General features: G+C 64.4%; 20 protein-coding genes and 1 tRNA gene. 11 read left to right on the top strand and 10 right to left on the bottom strand.

Going from position 1 to position 19024, the window contains the following annotated elements:
• Positions 1-37: 37 nt before the first annotated feature.
• From J2X11_RS04270 to J2X11_RS04260, 3 genes are read left to right on the top strand one after another with little or no spacing between them, the layout of a single operon-like run.
• Positions 38-946 carry a zinc metalloprotease gene (locus J2X11_RS04270; RefSeq protein ID WP_309967073.1) on the top strand — a complete coding sequence of 303 codons (909 nt, stop codon included), beginning with the start codon at positions 38-40 and terminating at the stop codon, positions 944-946.
• A gap of 35 nt (positions 947-981) precedes the next feature.
• A complete protein-coding gene (locus J2X11_RS04265) occupies positions 982-2112 on the top strand; it encodes an AI-2E family transporter (RefSeq protein ID WP_309967071.1) in 1131 nt (376 codons plus the stop codon).
• 2 nt (positions 2113-2114) lie between these two features.
• Positions 2115-2702, top strand: coding sequence for a DUF2867 domain-containing protein (locus J2X11_RS04260; RefSeq protein ID WP_309967068.1), 588 nt, complete (start codon positions 2115-2117; stop codon positions 2700-2702).
• Position 2703: 1 nt separating this feature from the next.
• Here J2X11_RS04260 and J2X11_RS04255 read toward each other — a convergent pair.
• Positions 2704-2779, bottom strand: a tRNA-Thr gene (locus J2X11_RS04255).
• A 67-nt stretch (positions 2780-2846) separates the two neighbouring features.
• Here J2X11_RS04255 and J2X11_RS04250 point away from each other — a divergent pair.
• Both J2X11_RS04250 and J2X11_RS04245 read left to right on the top strand, forming a co-directional pair.
• Positions 2847-4010, top strand: coding sequence for an amino acid deaminase/aldolase (locus J2X11_RS04250; protein ID WP_309967066.1), 1164 nt, complete (start codon positions 2847-2849; stop codon positions 4008-4010).
• Positions 4003-5298 carry a D-arabinono-1,4-lactone oxidase gene (locus J2X11_RS04245; protein WP_309967063.1) on the top strand — a complete coding sequence of 432 codons (1296 nt, stop codon included), beginning with the start codon at positions 4003-4005 and terminating at the stop codon, positions 5296-5298. The genes J2X11_RS04250 and J2X11_RS04245 overlap by 8 nt, the downstream gene beginning before the upstream one ends.
• On the opposite strand, the gene rlmB is transcribed toward J2X11_RS04245, so the two are convergent.
• Both rlmB and cysS read right to left on the bottom strand, forming a co-directional pair.
• Positions 5295-6239, bottom strand: a complete 945-nt coding sequence (gene rlmB, locus J2X11_RS04240; protein ID WP_309967061.1) for a 23S rRNA (guanosine(2251)-2'-O)-methyltransferase RlmB — start codon at positions 6237-6239, stop codon at positions 5295-5297. The two genes, J2X11_RS04245 and rlmB, sit on opposite strands and share 4 nt — an antisense overlap.
• A gap of 1 nt (position 6240) precedes the next feature.
• Positions 6241-7650 (bottom strand): cysteine--tRNA ligase, encoded by a 1410-nt coding sequence (gene cysS, locus J2X11_RS04235; RefSeq protein ID WP_309967059.1) that lies wholly within the window; start codon positions 7648-7650, stop codon positions 6241-6243.
• 103 nt (positions 7651-7753) lie between these two features.
• On the opposite strand from cysS, the gene J2X11_RS04230 reads away from it, so the two are divergent.
• Positions 7754-8995, top strand: coding sequence for a peptidase C39 family protein (locus tag J2X11_RS04230; RefSeq protein ID WP_309967057.1), 1242 nt, complete (start codon positions 7754-7756; stop codon positions 8993-8995).
• Here J2X11_RS04230 and J2X11_RS04225 read toward each other — a convergent pair whose 3' ends face one another.
• Positions 8996-10486, bottom strand: a complete 1491-nt coding sequence (locus tag J2X11_RS04225) for a molybdopterin-dependent oxidoreductase (RefSeq protein WP_309967056.1) — start codon at positions 10484-10486, stop codon at positions 8996-8998.
• 56 nt (positions 10487-10542) lie between these two features.
• On the opposite strand from J2X11_RS04225, the gene ispF reads away from it, so the two are divergent.
• Positions 10543-11019, top strand: coding sequence for a 2-C-methyl-D-erythritol 2,4-cyclodiphosphate synthase (gene ispF / locus J2X11_RS04220; protein WP_309967054.1), 477 nt, complete (start codon positions 10543-10545; stop codon positions 11017-11019).
• Positions 11020-11086: 67 nt separating this feature from the next.
• Here the strand turns inward: ispF and J2X11_RS04215 are convergent, their stop codons facing one another.
• Positions 11087-11572, bottom strand: coding sequence for a CarD family transcriptional regulator (locus J2X11_RS04215; RefSeq protein ID WP_309967052.1), 486 nt, complete (start codon positions 11570-11572; stop codon positions 11087-11089).
• Positions 11573-11758: 186 nt separating this feature from the next.
• Here J2X11_RS04215 and J2X11_RS04210 point away from each other — a divergent pair, with 186 nt between their 5' ends.
• The gene (locus J2X11_RS04210; protein WP_309967050.1) at positions 11759-12289 is read left to right on the top strand and encodes a hypothetical protein; all 531 of its coding nucleotides are present in this window, start codon (positions 11759-11761) and stop codon (positions 12287-12289) included.
• Between the two features lie 60 nt (positions 12290-12349).
• Here J2X11_RS04210 and phoU read toward each other — a convergent pair whose 3' ends face one another.
• On the bottom strand, positions 12350-12997 hold the full coding sequence (gene phoU / locus J2X11_RS04205; protein WP_309967048.1) for a phosphate signaling complex protein PhoU: 648 nt from the start codon (positions 12995-12997) through the stop codon (positions 12350-12352).
• 132 nt (positions 12998-13129) lie between these two features.
• Here phoU and J2X11_RS04200 point away from each other — a divergent pair, with 132 nt between their 5' ends.
• Both J2X11_RS04200 and J2X11_RS04195 read left to right on the top strand, forming a co-directional pair.
• Entirely contained in the window at positions 13130-14266 is a 1137-nt protein-coding gene (locus tag J2X11_RS04200; RefSeq protein ID WP_309967046.1) for a sensor histidine kinase, read from the top strand.
• Entirely contained in the window at positions 14263-14943 is a 681-nt protein-coding gene (locus tag J2X11_RS04195) for a response regulator transcription factor (RefSeq protein WP_309967044.1), read from the top strand. Before J2X11_RS04200 ends, J2X11_RS04195 begins: the two co-directional genes overlap by 4 nt.
• 93 nt (positions 14944-15036) lie before the next feature.
• On the opposite strand, the gene J2X11_RS04190 is transcribed toward J2X11_RS04195, so the two are convergent.
• Genes J2X11_RS04190 through mshA form a run of 4 tightly spaced genes read right to left on the bottom strand, consistent with a single transcriptional unit; the run spans position 15037 to position 18190 of the window.
• Positions 15037-15780, bottom strand: a complete 744-nt coding sequence (locus J2X11_RS04190) for a phosphoglyceromutase (RefSeq protein ID WP_309967042.1) — start codon at positions 15778-15780, stop codon at positions 15037-15039.
• Between the two features lie 18 nt (positions 15781-15798).
• Positions 15799-16464, bottom strand: coding sequence for a DsbA family oxidoreductase (locus J2X11_RS04185; RefSeq protein ID WP_309967040.1), 666 nt, complete (start codon positions 16462-16464; stop codon positions 15799-15801).
• Complete coding sequence (locus tag J2X11_RS04180; RefSeq protein ID WP_309967038.1) at positions 16461-16940, bottom strand: type III secretion system chaperone family protein; 480 nt, start codon at positions 16938-16940, stop codon at positions 16461-16463. Before J2X11_RS04180 ends, J2X11_RS04185 begins: the two co-directional genes overlap by 4 nt.
• Positions 16937-18190, bottom strand: coding sequence for a D-inositol-3-phosphate glycosyltransferase (mshA, locus tag J2X11_RS04175; protein WP_309967035.1), 1254 nt, complete (start codon positions 18188-18190; stop codon positions 16937-16939). Before mshA ends, J2X11_RS04180 begins: the two co-directional genes overlap by 4 nt.
• Before the next feature lie 83 nt (positions 18191-18273).
• Between mshA and J2X11_RS04170 the strand changes: the two genes are divergently transcribed.
• Complete coding sequence (locus J2X11_RS04170) at positions 18274-19017, top strand: SDR family NAD(P)-dependent oxidoreductase (protein WP_309967033.1); 744 nt, start codon at positions 18274-18276, stop codon at positions 19015-19017.
• Positions 19018-19024: the final 7 nt, after the last annotated feature.

Raw genomic sequence — 19024 nt, 5'->3', positions numbered from 1 at the left:
GGGGGACCACATGCGCAATCGTTCGATGATTCGTTGGATGTCAGCAACAGCCTTGGCCGCCGGCTTCTTGGCCGCCACCACAGGCCCGCAGGTTGTCTCGGCCGCACCATCTCCAGGCGCAGCTGAATGCCTCCCGAGCGGCGCGCGGGTCGCTGAGGGCAGCACCGCAAAGGAGCCCGAGCTCTACCCGAAGAACGAGGCCAATGCGTACGGCGTTCTCAAGGACGCCCCGCGTCTCCCCAATGGAAGCGTCGAGATTCCAACGGTTTTCCACGTCGTCTCTGATCACACACTTTCCAGCACTGAAAAGGCGCGCTGGACGACGATGATCAGTGACCAGATGCAGGTCTTGAACGACGCCTACTCAGGCGCGACCGCCGCGGACGCCGCGGACTCGCCTTTCAGGTTTGACCTCTCAAAGATCACGTGGACCACAGACGCCTCCTGGTACACCGTCGTTCCCGGCAAAAACGAGCGCGACATGAAGAAGGCGCTGTACGAAGGCGACTCCAAGACGCTCAACGTCTACTCCGCCAACATCGGCGGAGGCCTGCTCGGCTGGGCGTACTTCCCCAAGGGCTACAACAACGGCCGCGACTTCATCGACGGCGTCGTGATGCTCGATGAGTCGATGCCTGGCGGCACAGCAGGCAAGTACTCGCTCGGAGACACGCTGACTCACGAGGTCGGTCACTGGCTGATGCTGGAGCACACGTTCAAGAGCGGCTGCGCAGCCTCGGGCGACTACGTCGCTGACACGCCGCGCGAGGCAACTCCGCAATTCAACTGCCCAATAGGCGCAGACACGTGCACAGCGCCTGGCGTCGACCCCATCCACAACTTCATGGACTACAGCCAAGACTCCTGCATGGACATGTTCACGCCGGGACAGGTCGAGCGCATGAACGACGCGTGGATCAACTTCCGTGCGGGCGGCGCAGGCTAGGTCCCGGGTTCGCCTCATACCCCTAGTCTGGGAACGTGAGCGAGAAGCAGATACGTGACCGCGGTGTCGTCATCGACGAAGGCCTCGGAGTCATGCAGAAGTGGGGCTGGCGCATCGTCGTGCTCGCTGCCGCTGGCTTGGTGCTGGGCTGGATCATCGGTCACACCTGGGTCGTGATCTTCCCGGTCGCCCTGGCTTTGATCGTCACGACGATTCTGGGACCACCTGCCGCTTGGCTGCGCTCGAAAGGGTGGCCAGCCGGGCTAGCCGCCATGGCGATCGTCCTCGGCTTCATTGGCGCCATCGTCGGCGTCATCGCGATCCTCACCCCACAGGTCGCCGGCCAGGCCAGCGAAGTCGCCGCCAGTGCGTCGGACGGTTTGCAGAAGGTACGCGACTGGTTGACTGGCGAACCGCTCAACCTGTCCGAGGGACAGATCACCCGGGCGATCGAAGCCCTGCAGGACAAGGTGCAGTCGAGCGCGACGTCCATCGGCTCCGGCATCTTCTCGACAATCGGCGCAGCGACCTCCGCAATCGTCAACTTGATCCTCGTGCTCATGCTGACCTTCTTCTTCGTCAAGGACGGCCACAAGTTCCTGCCGTGGGTCAAGGTTGTCGCCGGTCAGCGCGCAGGCGGACACATCGTCGAGGTTGCGAACCGCGCATGGGCCACGCTCGGCGGCTTCATCCGGGTCCAGTCACTCGTTGCGTTGATTGATGCAGCGATCATCGGCGCGGGCCTCGCCATCATCGGCTCGCCGCTGGCCATCCCACTGGCCGTCGTCACGTTCTTCGGCGCGTACATCCCGATCATCGGTGCGTTCGTCAGCGGTGCACTCGCGGTCTTGGTCACCCTCGTCACCAACGAGCCCAAGGATGCGCTGATCGTGCTGATCATCGTCGTCGCCGTACAACAGCTCGAAGGCAATGTCCTGTCGCCCATGCTGCAGGGCAAGACCATGAACCTGCACCCCGCAGTCGTACTCCTCGGCGTCGCCGCGGGTGGCACGCTCTTCGGTATCACCGGCGCCTTCCTCGCTGTTCCGGTTGTCGCAACGACCACGGAGATCCTGCGCTACCTCAACGAACGCATCGACGACTCCGTCGCGTGGAACGCACCGGAGAACGATGACGACGCCGCCGAGATCCTCGAAGAGTCCTGAGTGTGAGGCTGCCTCGCTCCGCCCATGACGAGCAGGGCTGGCGTGTTGCCGAGATCGCTCCAGACTTCGAGGTTGAGGACGTTTGGGCGCTCCCTGTCCACGGTGGCCCCGATGACTTCGCGCAACTGCTCGAGGTCATGACTCACCTGAGCTCCGACGACAGCCCGTCTCGAATCAGCCGAGTTCTGTTCGGCGTCCGCTACAAGCTCGGCGAGTGGTTCGGCTGGGACGAGGACGACAAGCTGCCGATACCCGGCGACAACGAGTCCTCCCTGATGAGCCGATTGCCTGCGGATCTGCGCGGTACGACCGACGGCTTCGACTCCGGTTCGCTCCCGTTCGACCCGCTCTACCGAACAGATCGCGAGTCCGCCGCCGAGATCTCCAACAAGACAGTGCACGCGATGATGCACCTCGGTTGGGTCGACAAGGGGCACGGCGACCACCAGGGCCAGATGGCGGTCCTGGTGAAGCCTCGTGGCCGCTTCGGCAAGGTCTACATGGACCTCATCAAGCCGTTCCGCTACTTGATCGTCTATCCAGCGCTGATGCGCCAGATCGAACGCGCCTGGGACACGCGCGACAGGTAGTTGGAGCCCCCGACAGGAGTCGAACCCGCGACATTCTCATTACAAGTGAGACGCTCTACCAACTGAGCTACAGGGGCATGGACCCTAAGGTCCGACGACCATCGTAGTGGAGGCCCCGAACCACCCGCGCGGCATACTGTCTAGGTGCCAGAACCGTTCGACCGACTCCTCAAAGCCACCGCCGATCTCGACACTCCATTCGCAGTTGTGGACGAGCCCGCGGTGTGGGCGAACGCCGACGATCTCGTACGCCGAGCAGCTGGTGTGCCGATCCGAGTCGCAAGCAAGTCCGTACGCGTTCGATCAATCATCGATCGCACTCTGGCTCGCAAAGGCTTTGCCGGTGTCATGTCCTACTCGCTCGCCGAGTCCAACTGGTTGGTCGACAACGGCATCGACGACATCCTGCTGGCCTACCCGACGACCAGCGCGTCGGCACTCAAAGAGCTCGTCGCCGACGATCGCAAGCGTGCGGCGATCACCGTCATGGTCGACAGCACAGAGTCCCTCGACCACATCGACAGCCTGCTCGGCGCGGACCATCCCGCGATCCGGGTCGCGATCGACGTCGACTCATCGCTCAAGATCGGACCAGCGCACCTCGGCGTTCGTCGCTCCCCTGTTCACCATGCCGGCGAAGCTGGCGTGCTGGCCAAGGCAATCGCAGGTCGCAAGGGCTTCGACCTGGTCGGCGTGATGTTCTACGACGCGCAGATCGCCGGACTGCCTGACACCTCGCCCGCCGTACGGCTCGTCAAGAAGCGTTCCAACTCTGACCTGCTCGAGCGCCGCAGCAAGGTGATCGCCGCCGTCAGCGAGCACGCCAAGCTCGAGATCATCAACGCTGGCGGCACCGGCAGCCTTGAGGTCACCGGCGCAGATCCTGCGATCACCGAGCTGACCGCGGGCTCCGGGCTGTTCGTACCGACGCTGTTCGACGGCTACGACGCCTTCGAGGCACGGCCCGCGGCGTACTTCGTGCTTTCTGTCGTACGCAAGCCAGCGCCTGACATCGCGACGTTGTTCGCCGGTGGTTACATCGCCTCCGGTCCGACCAACAAGAACCGCCAGCCGGAGCCGACCTGGCCCGAGGGCCTCAAGGCCATCAGCACCGAAGGTGCCGGCGAAGTTCAGAGCCCAGTGAAGGGCAAGGCCGCGCGCGATCTGAGCATCGGCGATCGAGTAGTGATGCGCTACGCCAAGGCTGGCGAGATGTGCGAACGATTCAACGAGATCGCCATCGTCGCGGCTGACGGCCGCATCGAACGCGTACCGACCTATCGCGGAGAGGGCAAGAACTTTGGCTGAGCACTGGCAGAACTGGGGCCGCAGCGTCGAGACGCATCCGGAGCGCATTGCGCACCCCACGTCGACGGCCGAAGTGTCTTCGCTCGTACGTGAGGCCGTCGCGGCTGGGATCAAGATCAAGGCAGTCGGCGCAAGCCACTCGTTCACCGCGATTGCGGCAACCGACGGAATCCTGCTCCGCCTGGATCGCATGAACAAGATCATCAGCCACGATCCGGCGACGGCTCGCGTTCGGGTGCAGGCCGGTGTCTCGCTGCACGAGCTCAACCCTCAGCTCAATGCGCTCGGACTCGCGCTGCCCAACCTCGGCGATGTCGACCCTCAGTCCGTGGCTGGTGCGGTGTCGACTGGCACTCACGGCACTGGCGACAAGTTGTTCGGCATCTCCAAGACAGTGGTCGGCGTGCAGCTTGTGACTGGCGACGGCGAGGTGCTTGAGATCGACGAGTCGCATGCCTGGTTTGGCGCATCGCGCGTCACTCTCGGCGCGCTCGGCATCCTGACCGAAGTCACCCTGCAGTGCGTACCGGCCTTCCTCCTGCACGCTCGAGAGGAGCCGATGGCCCTGCCCGAGGTGCTTGAGGGCATCGACGACCTGGTCGGCAACAACGACCACTTCGAGTTCTACTGGTTCCCGCACACCGAGAAGACCATGATCAAGCGCAACAATCGCGTGCCCGAGGGCACCGCGCGCAAGCCGATCGGCAAGTTCAAGCACTGGCTCGACGACGAGTTCCTCAGCAACACCGCCTTCGAAGGCATCAACCGCATCGTCGCCCGCAAGCGGAGCTGGATCCCGAAGGTCAACAGCATCGCCGCTTCGACGCTCAGCGCTCGCGAGTACGTCGACGACTCCTACAACGTGTTCGTCTCGCCGCGCACCGTACGGTTCCGCGAGTCCGAGTTCGCCATGCCGCGAGAGGCACTCGGTGATGTCCTCGCCGAACTGAAGAAGTGGTTCGGCGCCGGTCACGAGAACATCTCGTTCCCGATCGAGGTTCGCTTCACCGCCGCCGATGACGTCTGGATGTCGACCGGTCACGAACGCGACAACGTCTATGTTGCCGTGCACCAATACGTACGAAGCGACTACACGGACTACTTCGCTGCAGCGCAAGACATTTTCAGGTCATATGAGGGCCGCCCGCACTGGGGCAAGATCCACACGCTCGACTCGTCGTATTTCGCGCAGCGCTACGCGAAGTTCAACGACTTCGTTGCGATCCGCGACCAGCTCGACCCGCAACGGACGTTCAGCAACGAGTACCTCGACCGCGTTCTGGGTTAAGCCCGTGCTTGGGCGATCGCGTAGAGCGCGATACCCGCAGCGACACCAGCGTTGAGCGACTCCAGGCCTGTCGACATCGGGATCGAGACCAGCTCATCGCAGGTCTCGGAGACGAGCCGTGACAGCCCCTTGCCCTCGCTGCCGATCACTACGACGACGGGTCCGTCGATCATCTGTGAGTCGGGCAGGTTGACATCGCCGTCGGCAGCCAAGCCGATGACCATCATGCCCTCGTCCTGAAACGCCTTGAGCTGACGCGTCAGGTTGGTGACGCGAGCAACGGGCACGCGGGCAGCGGCACCGGCTGACGTCTTCCACGCCGAGGCCGTGATGTGCGCAGCCCGACGCTCGGGGATGACAACGCCATGGGCGCCGAAGCCGGCGGCGGAGCGAATAACGGCTCCGAGGTTGCGGGGATCGGTGACTCCATCGAGCATCACAATCAGTGCCGGCTCGCCCAGCTCTGCGGCGTTGCGCGCAAAGATGGCCGGGTCGGCGTATTCGTACGCGTTGAGCTTGGCTGCGATGCCCTGGTGAACGGCTCCACCGGTCAGCTTGTCGAGCTCGATGCGACCAATCTCCAGCAAGCTGATGTGCTGTTCGGCGGCGAGCTTGAAGATCTCGCGGATGCGATCGTCGCGCTCGGTGCCCTCAGCGACATACAGGGCGTGGATCGGCACAGTCGCGCGCAGCAGCTCGACGACCGGGTTGCGTCCAGCCACCCACTCGGCGGCATCGCCGGTCTTGCGCTTGGGACGCGCGGCTTCACGCTTCTGCGTCGCGTTCTTCATCTTGTAGATCTTGTGGTTGGGGCGATCCTCGGCGCGCGGCGTCGGTCCCTTGCCCTCGAGGCCCTGGCGGCGACGGCCACCTGATCCGGCCGTGGGGTTGCCCTTGCCGGTCTTCTTGATCGCGCCCTTGCGCTTGCTGTTGCCCGGCATGTCAGTCACCCTTCACGGACCAGCGCGCACCCTGCGGCGTGTCCTCGATGTCGATGCCGGCAGCGCTGAGCTGGTCGCGAACTCGGTCCGCGGCAGCGAAGTCCTTGTTGGCCCGCGCCTCCTGGCGCTGCTCAAGCAGCCCGCCCACGAGGGAGTCGATCACCTGCGCGTACGCAGCATCGTCACCCCCACGATCCCACGTGGAGGCCAAGGGATCCAAACCGAGAACGTCGAGCATGCCTCGTACGGCAGCAAGAATGCCCACCAGCGATGAAGTGTCACCGCTGCCGATCACCTTGTTGCCGTCGGCGATCACGGCCTGAAGAGCGGCCAGAGCGGCTGGCACAGAGAGGTCATCGTCCATTGCAGCTGCGAACTCGGGGCTTGGGGAACCGAGCTCGCCGGGACCGACCAGCTCAGCAGCACGACGCACGAAGCCCTCAATGCGGGCGAAGGCCGTGGCCGCTTCGGACAGCGACTCCTCGGAGAACTCGACGATTGAACGGTAGTGCGACGCGGCGAGGTAGTAGCGCAGGTCGATCGGACGTACGCGCTTGACGACTTCGCTGACCAGCAACGTGTTGCCGACGGACTTGCTCATCTTGGAACCCGACAGGTTGAGCATCGCGTTGTGCATCCAGTTGCGCGCGAACTTCTGACCCGCCGCTGACGACTGGGCCAGCTCGTTCTCGTGGTGCGGGAAGCGCAGGTCGAGACCGCCGCCGTGGATGTCGAACTCGTGGCCGAGGTACTTCGCCGCCATCGCCGAGCACTCAAGGTGCCAGCCGGGTCGGCCGCGTCCCCACGGCGTCGGCCAGGACGCGGACTCGGGGTCGCCTTCCTTGTGGCCCTTCCACAACGCAAAGTCGCGGGCGTCGCGCTTGCCCTCCGGCGGTGCGTCCTCGGCGGCCTGCATGTCGTCGATCTTCTGGTTGGACAGCTCGCCGTACGAGGGCCACGACCGTACGTCGAAGTAGACGTCACCGGATCCGTCCTCAGCCGCGTAGGCGTGACCGCGCTCGATGAGCGTCTGCATCATCTCGATCATCTCGGGCACGACGCCGGTGGCGCGGGGCTCGTACGTCGGCGGTACGCAACCAAGCACCTCGTACGCCGCGTGCAGCGCGCGCTCGTTCTCATAAGCCACGGCGAACCACGGCCGCTCCTGCTCGACGCCCTTGGCGAGGATCTTGTCGTCGATGTCGGTGACATTGGCGACGATCGTGACCTCGAGCCCGGAGTGCTCAAGCCAGCGACGCAGTACGTCGAACACGACCTCTTTGCGAATGTGGCCGATGTGCGGCGGGCCCTGCACGGTGAGTCCGCAGTGATAGACCGAAACCCTGCCGGGATGCACGAGATCCAGCTCGCGGACCTGTCGCGTTGCGGTGTCGAAGAGCTGGAATGGCACGGGTCAACCTTATCGGCTCCGGCCTCGTGATCCCGCCGCTGTTTCGCGGGGCGACCGAGTCACTTCTATCCCATTGGCCACATCCGTCACCTACGATGGATCGATGGCCCACTTCCCCAGGCTCGTACTTGCGGCTGCCCTGTGCCTCTCGGCGCTGGCGGCTGCTCCCGCATCGGCTGCAGAGTCCGACCAGGCGTCGTTCGCCCGATGGACCAGCTCGACCGACTTCGCCGCCGGCACCTCGGTCGCCCTCTCCGCCGGCTCAGGCTCGATGACCCTGGGCGAAGAGACCTCCACGATCACGTACGACGATCCGCGAGTGACCGGCGGCGCCAGGAGCTATCGCACCGGCGCGTGGACGTCACCCTGGCAGGACGCCGGCTTCGACGCCCGCACCCTCATCCCTTCGTGGAGCATCAAGACCCCGGGTCGCACCTGGGCCAGGATCGAGGTCCGCGTACGCAGCGCGGCAACGGTCGGCAGCTGGGACACGGTCGCGCGCTACGCCACCGGCACGGACGACATCAAGCGCACGTCCTACACCTCGCAGACCGATGATCTCGCCAAGCTGTCGACCGACACGATCATCGCCAACAGCGGCAAGACGTTCACCGGCTGGCAGGTTCGAGTCCATCTGATGCAGAGCGTCACCACCACGGCGAAGCCCACGCTTTTCGCCGTCAATGGCGTAGCCGCCACCTATGCAACGCGCTCGACCAGCACGAGTGCAACCACCATGACATCAACGAAGGACTTGTCGGTGCCGATGTCGTCGCAGATGACCCACAGCGGACAGCACCCGCAGTGGGGCGGGGGCGGGGAGGCCTGGTGCTCGCCGACTTCCACCTCGATGATCATGCGCTACTTCGGTGCCGGCCCGACCCCGGCCGACTACGACTGGACTCGCTTCGCGGAGGGCTACGTCAACCACGCCGCCCGCTACACGTACGACTATCGCTATGAAGGCACCGGCAACTGGCCGTTCAACACGGCCTACTCCGCGGGCTACTCCCTCGACAGCTTCGTCACGCGGCTCACCAACCTGCGCGATGCCGAGGCCTTCATCAAGGCAGGCATCCCGCTCGTGGCGTCAATTGCGTTCAAATCGGGCGAGCTCACCGGTTCCCCCATCTCGTCGACGCCGGGTCACCTGCTGGTGATTCGCGGCTTCGCCGCAGACGGCAGGGTCATCACCAACGACCCGGCGGCGTCCAAGAACTCCACCGTGCGAAGGGTCTATTCGCGCTCGCAGTTCGAGAAGGCGTGGCTCGGAGGCAGCGGCGGCGTCGTCTACGTCATCCGCCCGACGAGTCGCGCGCTCCCCAGCGACACAGCGCGCTGGTAGCTAGACGACCTTGACGCCGATTCCCGGGTAGCCGGTGGCTCCGTCGGGCAGGACGCCGGCGAATTCGCCCGTCTGCGGCTCGCCGTTGTTGTTGATCGCGCGCGCTTCGATCGTGTGATCGCCCTTGTCCGCATCCCACTGAAAAGCCCACTGCACCCAGGTGTCGACGTTGGGCACCTTGGCAAGCGTTGCCTTCTGCCAATCCCCGCCATCAATGCGGACCTCGACTCCGCTGATGCCGACATTGGGCTCCCAGGCGACTCCGGCGACATTGACCTTGCCGGCCGAGGCCTGCCCGCGTGGCAGGTCGATGCGCGCCTGAGTCTTGATCGGAGCCTGGTCGGCCCAGCCCCTCTGACTCCAATAGGCCTCGAAGTCGGCAAAGCGGGTGATCTCCCAATCTGTGACCCACTTGGTGGCAGACACGTATCCGTACAGACCGGGTACGACCTGGCGGACCGGGAAGCCGTGCGGGATCGGCAGCGGCTCACCGTTCATCGTCAGCGCAAGCAACGCGTTTCGGCCATCAGTCAGCGCCTCAAGAGGGGTGCCGCAGGTCCAGCCGTCCTCCGACGTCGAGAGCAACGCATCTGCACCCGGCTTGATCCCCACCTCGTCGAGCAGGTCCTTGATCGGGACACCGCCCCACGTGGTGTTGCCGATCAGGTCGCCGCCGACGCGGTTGGAGACGCAGCAGATCGTGATCCAGGCGTCCGCGAGGCCCCGATCGAGCAGGTCTTGGTAGGTCAGGGTGATCTCGCGGTCGACCATCCCGTGAATGCGCAATCTCCACTCGTTCGGGTCGATCAGCGGTGGCGTGAGCGAGGTGTCGATGCGATAGAACTCGTCGTTCGGAGTGAGCCAGCGGGGTTGATCCTTGGCACCGAAGTCGACACCTGAAGGCACCGCGACATTGCGAGACGGGACTCGCAGAGCTGTACGCGCACGCTCGATCTGTTGCCGGCGACGTCGCCGCGAGCCGAGCAGCTCACCAGCTCCACCGGCAATGACAGTCGCCACCCCGATGATGGCAGCCGTACGCAGGAAGTCGCGGCGGCCTGAAGCTGGCTCGACCTCAGCTCGATGCAGCACCGCCAGGACGCTGAGCACCACGGCCCCAGCGATGACGCAGACAACCACGCCGACACCGTACGCATACGGTCGACCGACCATCGCTGCGGAAGCCGCGACCACCAGCACGCCGATCAAGGCGAGGGACCACGCGCGACGAGCGCTCCACCACAACCCGGCCAGCCCACCCAGCAGGAGGATCGCAACGAGCACAGATGCGACGGCCAGTGGTTTGTCGTTCTTGCCGACGACGCTGATGATCCCCTCGGCGATCCCACCAGGAGTCAGCTTGATGACGGTCTGCCCCAGCGCCAACACGGGCGACTCACGCAAGTTGAACACCGCAGCGAGCGCCTCGCTCACTCCCACCGCGGCCGCAGCCGCGAGCATTCCGCTGGCTAAACCTCGTCGTGGAGTCACCTGTCCATTGTCGCCGCCACAGCCACACCCCGCTTGGTGTACGGCATGATCAACGTGTGAGCTCTCCTCGAATCGGCGTTGGCACCGACGTACACAAGCTCGTGCCAGGTCGTACGTTGTGGCTCGCCGGACTCGAATGGCCCGACGAGGATCAGGGGCTTGAGGGGCACTCCGACGGAGACTGCGTTGCTCACGCGATCGTCGATGCCGTCCTCGGCGCCGCGGGCCTGGGAGACATTGGCAGCCACTTCGGCAGTGCCGAGCCCGAGTGGGCAGACGCTGCCGGGACCGACTTCCTTCGCGAGACAGCCCGACGCGTACGAGCCGCAGGTTGGAGCATCGGCAACGTCTCAGTGCAAGCGATCGGCAACCGGCCCAAGATCTCGACCAAGCGCGAGCAGGCCGAGCGCGTACTCAGCGATGCGATCGGTGCACCCGTGTCACTCTCGGCGACCACGACTGACGGTCTCGGGCTGACTGGTCGAGGCGAAGGCATCGCCGCGATCGCGACCGCAATCTTGTTCCAGGCCTGACACCAGGTCCCCGGAAACGACGAAACCCCCGACTCGAAAGTCGGGGGCCTCGTACGGGTGCTTTGGGTCAGGAAGCGAGAACTTCGTCGAGACGAATCTCGGCCTTGTCCTCGTTGGTCTTCTCCGCGAGCGCAAGCTCGGAGACCAGGATCTGACGGGCCTTGGCCAACATGCGCTTCTCACCGGCAGACAGTCCGCGCTCGTGATCGCGGCGCCACAGATCGCGTACGACCTCGGCAACCTTGAGGACGTCACCGGAGTGAAGCTTCTCGAGGTTGGCCTTGTAGCGGCGCGACCAGTTGGTCGGCTCTTCGACATGCTCGGCGCGCAGCACGTCGAAGACGCGCTCCAGACCAGCCAGGTCGACAACATCGCGAACGCCGACCAGGTCAACGTTGCGGGCCGGGACGCGGACGATCAGGTCAGTCTGGGAAACGATCCGGAGAACCAGGTAATCGTGGTCCTCGCCCTTGATCTGTCGGGTTTCGATGTCTTCGATGACTGCAGCACCGTGGTTTGGGTAAACAACGGTTTCGCCGACAGTAAAAGTCATAGAGAAAGTACCTTTCCTAGGTGACAAGGATAACATGCGCAGCCGACAGCGCTCGGGCCCGTTTCTTGGTATGAGACCCGTAGCAGACGCTCTTGCCAGAGGTCAAAGTCACCATTTGGAAGACGCTCCGATACGATCGGCGCGACGACTTTGGATCGATGTCCGACCAACGAAAGCAGGCAACCAGTGAGCTCCGTACGACGTCGCCTCGCGGCCACATTCGCCGCTACGACTCTCCTGGCCCTCAGCGCCTGCGGCTTTGAAGCGCAGACCAACCAGCAGTACCAGGCCGGCGTCGGCGCCAACGAGCATGGCGATGTCGACATCCTGAACGCGCTTCTCGTTGCGAACGAGGATGGCTCGGCGACAGTGTCGGCCGGCTTCGTCAACAACACGGGCGACGAGCAGGGTCTCTCCAACGTCACGGTCACAACTTTGGATGGCAAGGAGTTGCCCGTTCGCGGTCTGCGTTCGCTGCTGCCTCTGGCCGACAAACAGCTCGCCACTCTCGGAGGAGCCTCCGACGCTGGTGGCTTCACGGTCACCGATGGCGCCGAGGCTGGCTACTACGTCAAGGCGACGTTCACCTTCACCGACTCAGCCCCGGTCACAATCGAAATCCCTGTCGTCGCGCGTACAGCCGACTACGACAAGGTCACCGGCGGCACGCCCGGCGGAGAGCCCGAAGCCGAAGAGACCGAAGAAGCCGCTCACTAACCACAACGGGCCCCGACCACGGCGTACGTGGTGAGGCCCGAGGGTGCTGCAGAGGTTGGTCTAGGTGAGCTGGCCCTGGCCAGTCACGAGGTAGACGACGCGACGCGCCATCGACACCGCGTGATCGCCGATGCGCTCGTAGTAACGACCCAGCAGTGCCAGGTCGATGGCCGGCTCGACACCGTGCTGCCACTCGACGTTGAGGACCGAACGAAGGAGCTCGCGGCGGAGCTTGTCCATCTCGTCGTCCTCGGCCTCGAGCTCGGCGGCAGCCTTGACGTCACGGTTGGCGACGATGCGCGACGCTGAGTCGATCATCGAGTCGGCAACCGAAGCCATGGCCGCGATCGTCGGATGAAGCTTGACCGGCACCGCCGAGTCGGGCATGCGACGGCGTGCGACCTTGGCAACGTGGACGGACAGATCGCCCATGCGCTGCAGATCGGTCAGCATGCGCAACGTCGCGACGAGCTGGCGGAGGTCGGTGGCGACTGGTTGCTGAGTTGCCAGCAAGAGGAGCGCACGCTCCTCGATCATTTCGGTCGCCTCGTCGATGTCCTTGTCTCCGGCGATGACTGCTTCGGCGACGTTGCCGTCGGCCTCAAGCAGCGCGCGCGTTGATTCGGCGACGGCCTTACGTACGGAACCCGTCAGGCTCACCAAGTCGTCGACGATGGCATCAAGCTGTTCGTAATACTGATCTCGCATGCCCCTACTTTAGGCAAACGGGATGAACGGACGGCGACCTACGGTGAACGCGCCGTGAACAGGGTCTGAAGGTCGCTTCGGTATTGGCCTGCGGAGACAAGAAGTTCGAGCTCTTCACCCTACGATCGATATGTGGATACGAGCGCAGGGTTTCTGATCGCGGGAGTGATCGGTGCTGTCATCGGTTCTGCAATCACATTCATGTGGCGATTCAGCGAAAGACGTCAGAACACGATGGTCGAAACAGTGCCCGTCATCCCCGCCGGTGTCGAAGCAGTCCTTGCCGTGCTGCCTTCCTCATCGGTTCTGATCGACACCTCCGACACCGTGGTGCAGGCCTCGGCGCCGGCCCACGCAATGGGCATCGTTCACGAGGATCGCCTCCAGCCCGAAGAGCTGATGACCCTTGTACGCCAGGTGCGTCGTGACGGTCAGGTGCGCCAGGCCGACATCTCCCTCCAGCCCAAGCGGGGCACGACTTCATACATTCACGCGCGAGTTGCTCCGCTCGGTTCCCGACTGATCCTTGTGCTCGCGGACGACCGCACCCGCGAGCAGCGTGTCGAGACCGTACGCCGGGACTTCGTCGCCAATGTCAGCCACGAGCTCAAGACACCGATCGGCGCTCTCAACCTGCTGGCTGAGGCCGTCGCCGAGGCCAAGGACGATCCCGAGGCCGTCGTACGTTTCTCCGACCGCATGCACACCGAGAGCGAGCGACTGACCCGCCTGGTGCAACAGATCATCGATCTGTCACGACTCCAGAACGACCTGCTGAGCGATGACGCCACCATCATCAAGGTCGGCGAGCTCATCTCCGAGGCCTGCGAGCATTCCGCGACGGACTCGGAGAAGAAGGACATCGAGATCGTCACGAACGTCGAGTCCGAGCTCTACATCCACGGCGATCGCGCCCAGCTACATGCAGCGGTCAGCAACCTCGTGGAGAACGCCGTGACCTATAGCCCAGAGGGCTCACGGGTCACCGTTTCCGCGACACACGAAGGCGAAAACATACGGATAACGGTTGCTGACAACGGCATCGGCATCCCCAATGACGAGCTCGACCGCATCTTCGAGCGCTTTTACCGCGTCGACCCGGCAAGGGCACGCGCCACCGGCGGCACAGGACTCGGCTTGTCGATCGTCAAGCACGTCGCCGCCAGCAACGGCGGCACCGTGGAAGTGTGGAGCGAGCCCGGTCTGGGTTCGTCCTTCACGCTCGTGATGCCGGCATACACCCAGGAACTTGATGAGGAGCAGCAGTGACGAAGGTATTGGTCGTCGAGGATGAGACGAGCTACAGCGAAGCGTTGTCGTACGTACTCCGCAAGGAGGGCTTCGAGGTGGCCATCGCCGAGACCGGCCCTGATGCGCTGACGGAATTTGACCGCAATGGCGCGGACATCGTGCTGCTCGACCTCATGCTGCCGGGCCTCTCCGGCACGGAGGTATGCCGCGCGATCCGTCAGACGTCATCGGTACCGATCATCATGGTCAGCGCCAAGGACACCGAGGTCGACAAGGTCGTGGGCCTCGAGCTGGGCGCCGATGACTACGTCACCAAGCCCTACTCACCTCGCGAACTCGTCGCCCGCATCCGCGCAGTTCTCCGCCGCGGCACCACCGACGACGTCGACGAGAACGCGTCACTCGAGCTGGGTCGCGTACGTATGGATGTCGATCGCCACCTCGTCACGATCGACGGCGAAGTGACCCGATTCCCGCTCAAGGAGTTCGAGCTCCTCGAGTACTTCCTGCGCAATCCCGGGCGCGTGCTCACCCGTGGTCAGCTGATCGACCGCGTGTGGGGTGCCGACTACGTGGGCGACACCAAAACTCTCGACGTACACGTCAAGCGGCTGCGCGCCAAGATCGAGCCCGACCCCACGAACCCGGCAACGCTGACGACAGTCCGCGGCCTGGGCTACAAGTACGATTCCTGATCCCGAGCCCTGCGAGGGATGTCAGGAATCGGGTTGAGCATCGCGGCGTAGCCGCCAGGTCCGAAACACTGGCGAGACGACGACGCGACTCGCCTAGCGGCCCTGGTTGGCTACGGCTGCGATCGCGGCTTCGGCGGCCTTCGGGTCGAGGTACTTGCCGCCCTTGACGGTCGGCTTGAGATTTTCGTCGAGCTCGTAGACGAGCGGGATGCCGGTCGGGATGTTGAGGCCAACGACAGCTTCTTCGCTGAGCCCGTCAAGGTGCTTGACGAGCGCACGCAGCGAGTTGCCATGAGCTGTGACGAGAACGACCTTGCCGCCGAGCAGGTCGGGGACGATCGAGTCGTACCAGTACGGCAGCATCCGGTCGAGCACCTGAGCCAGCGCTTCGGTACGCGGCAGCAGCTCATCGGGCAGGTCGGCATAGCGCGCATCTGACGCCTGGCTGAACTCGTTGTCATCGGGCATCGGCGGTGGCGGGGTGTCGTACGAGCGACGCCATTCCATGAACTGGTCTTCGCCGTACTCCTCGAGCGTGGCCTTCTTGTCTTTGCCCTGCAGCGCACCGTAGTGGCGCTCGTTGAGACGCCACGAACGACGTACGGGGATCCAGTGACGGTCGATGCCGTTGAGCACGATCTCGGATGTGCGGATCGCGCGACGCAGCAGCGAGGTGTGCGAGACGTCAGGGTTGAGTCCCGCCTCGGCGAGGAGCTCAGAGCCGCGCGCAGCCTCCGCGAGTCCTTGCTCGTTGAGGTCGACATCGACCCAGCCGGTGAAGAGGTTCTTGGCGTTCCACTCACTGTGGCCGTGACGCAGCAGGATCAGGGTGCTCATGCGATTGAGCCTAGCGATTCAGCCGACGTCGGATTCATCGGCCTTCCACTCTTCGTAGATCCGGCTCAACGCTTGTACGTAGTCGTTCTGCGAGTGCACGCCCTCGAGCTTCCAGGTGTTCTCGACCACGACGTACGGGAGCTGTTTGATGCCGAGCCCCTTGCCGGTCTCCACCTGCATGCGTACCTCGTCGGAGTATTCGGTGCTCGCCAACAGCGCCTCGGCCGTTTCGAGCTCGAGGCCCACGAGCGCAGCTCGGGTGGCCAGCACGAACGGGTCGCCGATGTCGGCGCCCTCGAGGAAGTGCGCTCGCCACAACTGGTGCGCCAGATCGCGCTGGACGCCGGGTCCGTCCTCATCAGCCCAGGTCAGCAGCCGCCAGGCATCAAAGGAGTTGGCTTGAATCGCCTCGTCGAAGTTGAGATCGATACCGGTGATGCGCGCACCGGCTGTGACCTGCACATTGATGAACTCAGCCTTGTCGAGGCCACCGAGTCGCTCGGCCATGGCATCCATCAGTGGTCGGCCAGAGCTGGGCTCATCCGGCTCGAGCTGGAAGGCGCGCAGAGTCAGCTCGATGGGCTCGCCGGTGAGGATCGACACCATCGCTGCGGCGCGCTCGAAACGCGTCGATCCGACGTACGACCACGGATCGGTGATGTCCGCGAAGATCTGTACTTTCATGGGCGCAGGTGCTTGAACGCGTCGAGGTTGCGAGTGGACTCCCCGCGCGACTCGCGCCACTCCCATTCCTTGCGGATCGAGGAGGCGAAGCCGAGCTCGAGGATCGTGTTGAACGACTCGTCGGCGTACGTCAGCACGGCACCGAGCACGCGGTCGAGCTCTTCGACGGTGATCGCCGAGAGCGGTAGGCGTCCGTCGAGGTAGATGTCGCCGGCAGAGTCAACGGCGAACGCGACGGCGTACATCTTGAGGTTGCGCTCGAGAAGCCAGCGATAGACGGCCTGATGGTTCTCGTCGGGCTTGCGGCAGACGAAAGCGTGTATGCCGAGCGCGTGGCCGCCGATCTCGAGTCGGCACGTGGTCTGCAGCTTGCGCTCGCCCGGCAGCGTGATCTCGAAGACTCCGGGGCTGTGCTCCGTGAACACGAGATCCGACGCCGTGAGCGTCTCGATGATCGTTGCCCGTGCGTCAGTCATACGGGCGACTTCGCGTAGGCGGCGATTGCGTCTGCGTAGACCTCGAGGGTGCGTTCGGCGGTGACATCCCACCCGAACGACTCAGCGTGATGTACGGCCTTGTGGCTCATTCCTTCGCGCAGCTCTGCATCCACGAGCAAGGGGTGCAGCGCCGAGGCGTAGTCGGCGGGATCGTGCCCGTCAACAAGTACGCCTGAGACTCCATCGGAGACAGCGGTGGGCAGTCCGCCGACCCGAGCAGCGACGACTGGAGTGCCGCAGGCCTGGGCCTCGATTGCGACGAGTCCGAACGACTCGTTGTAGGACGGCACACAGACGACGCTCGCGGCGGCGTACCAGTCAGCGAGCTCGGACTGGCTGACGGTCGGGATGAACCGGACGACATCGTCGAGGCCGAGCGAGGTGCTCAAGTCGGACAGCGCGGTGGGATGCTCCAGGCCGCTGCCGGAAGCGCCGCCGACGATCGCGACGACGAGCCGGTCGCGCAGGCCGGGATCCCGCTCCAACATCACCGCCGCGGCGTTGAGTACGACGTCGGGTGCCTTGAGTGGCTGAATGCGCCCAGCGAACAGGAGCAGTGCAGCATCCGAAGGGATGCCGAGCATCTTGCGGGCGACGTCCTGACGGCCGGCTTTGAACACCTCAAGGTCGACCCCGGGGTGCACGACGGCGACCCGATCAGGATCGGCGTCATACAGCTCGATCAGCTCACGGCGCTCTTCCGACGTATTGGCGACCAGCTGGTCGGCGAGACGAACGATCTCCTCCTCGCCGTAGACGCGGCCAATCGGCTCAGGCGAATCGCCCTCAGCAAGCTGAGCGTTCTTGACCTTCGCCATGGTGTGCATCGTGTGTACGAGAGGTACGCCCCAACGTTCGCGGGCGACAGTGCCTACCTGCCCCGACAGCCAGTAATGGGAGTGGACGAGATCGAAGTGCCCCGGCTCGCGCTCGACCTCGGCACGCAGGACATCGCGTACGAAGGAGCACAGCTGTGACGGGAGGTCGTTCTTCTCCAGCCCCTCGAATGGACCGGCTGCAACGTGATGGACGCGGATGCCCGGCTCGGGATCGGCGACGGGTTCCTGATGGCGGGAAGTGGCGCGGGTGAAGATCTCAACCTCGACGCCTCGGGATGCCAGCTGTCGCGAGAGTTCGAGCACGTACACGTTCATTCCGCCCGCATCACCGTCACCCGGCTGATCGAGCGGGGATGTGTGTGCCGACAGCATCGCAATGCGCTTGAGCATGAACACCCGCCTTCCGCCTCCATTCTGACAGTTCGGGCCAACGCCGTCCTCAGGCGTCCGTCTGCAACGCAGTGTCTGTAAAGATGGGGGATATGAAATCTGCCGTCGTGACCGGAGCCAGCAGCGGTATCGGAGCGGCCTCCGCGCGGGCCCTTGCCGCCGCGGGATATCACGTCATCTGTGCCGCCCGTAGGCTCGACCGGCTCAACGACCTCGCAAGCGAGATCAAGGGCACGGCCATTGAGTGCGACATCACCGATGCGTCTCAGGTTGCCAACCTGGCAGCCCAGGTCGGCCCGACCCTCAATGTGCTGGTCAACAACGCCGGAGGCGCCCTCGGCGCCGACCCGGTCATCGAAGGCGACCCCGAGCAGTGGCGTCGCATGTACGACATCAACGTCATCGGCACGATGCAGGTCACGAAGGCGCTGGCTCCGGCACTGATCGCCAGCGGCGCCGGCACGATCATCAACATCGGCTCGACCGCCGGTCGCTGGGCGTACGAAGGCGGCGGCGGCTACACAGCGGTCAAGCACGCTCTTGCCGTGGTGACCGAGACGCTACGTCTTGAGCTCAACGGCCAACCCGTACGCGTCTCCGAGATCGCGCCCGGCATGGTGCACACCGAGGAGTTCTCCCTCGTACGTCTTGGCGACCAGTCCAAGGCCGATGCCGTTTACGCCGGTGTCGCCGAACCGCTCCTCGCCGAGGACATCGCCGACGCCGTGCAGTGGGTGGCAACTCGCCCCCAGCACGTCAACGTCGACCTGATGATCGTGAAGCCGATCGCCCAAGCTGCGGCGCACAAGGTGCATCGCGAGAGCTGACATACGA

This window comes from Aeromicrobium panaciterrae (assembly GCF_031457275.1).
Classification (GTDB): domain Bacteria; phylum Actinomycetota; class Actinomycetes; order Propionibacteriales; family Nocardioidaceae; genus Aeromicrobium; species Aeromicrobium panaciterrae_A.
The sequence above is the reverse complement of the archived record's forward strand: the minus strand, read 5'-3'. Positions and strand labels throughout refer to the sequence as shown.

What these genes read in the sequence shown, in the direction of transcription:
- J2X11_RS04270 (WP_309967073.1), top strand. Translation starts at nt 38, where the DNA reads ATGTCAGCAACAGCCTTGGCCGCCGGCTTCTTGGCCGCCACCACAGGC.
- rlmB (WP_309967061.1), bottom strand. Translation starts at nt 6,239, where the DNA reads ATGCCGGGCAACAGCAAGCGCAAGGGCGCGATCAAGAAGACCGGCAAG.
- J2X11_RS04230 (WP_309967057.1), top strand. Translation starts at nt 7,754, where the DNA reads ATGGCCCACTTCCCCAGGCTCGTACTTGCGGCTGCCCTGTGCCTCTCG.
- J2X11_RS04215 (WP_309967052.1), bottom strand. Translation starts at nt 11,572, where the DNA reads ATGACTTTTACTGTCGGCGAAACCGTTGTTTACCCAAACCACGGTGCT.
- phoU (WP_309967048.1), bottom strand. Translation starts at nt 12,997, where the DNA reads ATGCGAGATCAGTATTACGAACAGCTTGATGCCATCGTCGACGACTTG.
- J2X11_RS04190 (WP_309967042.1), bottom strand. Translation starts at nt 15,780, where the DNA reads ATGAGCACCCTGATCCTGCTGCGTCACGGCCACAGTGAGTGGAACGCC.
- J2X11_RS04185 (WP_309967040.1), bottom strand. Translation starts at nt 16,464, where the DNA reads ATGAAAGTACAGATCTTCGCGGACATCACCGATCCGTGGTCGTACGTC.
- J2X11_RS04180 (WP_309967038.1), bottom strand. Translation starts at nt 16,940, where the DNA reads ATGACTGACGCACGGGCAACGATCATCGAGACGCTCACGGCGTCGGAT.
- mshA (WP_309967035.1), bottom strand. Translation starts at nt 18,190, where the DNA reads ATGCTCAAGCGCATTGCGATGCTGTCGGCACACACATCCCCGCTCGAT.
- J2X11_RS04170 (WP_309967033.1), top strand. Translation starts at nt 18,274, where the DNA reads ATGGGGGATATGAAATCTGCCGTCGTGACCGGAGCCAGCAGCGGTATC.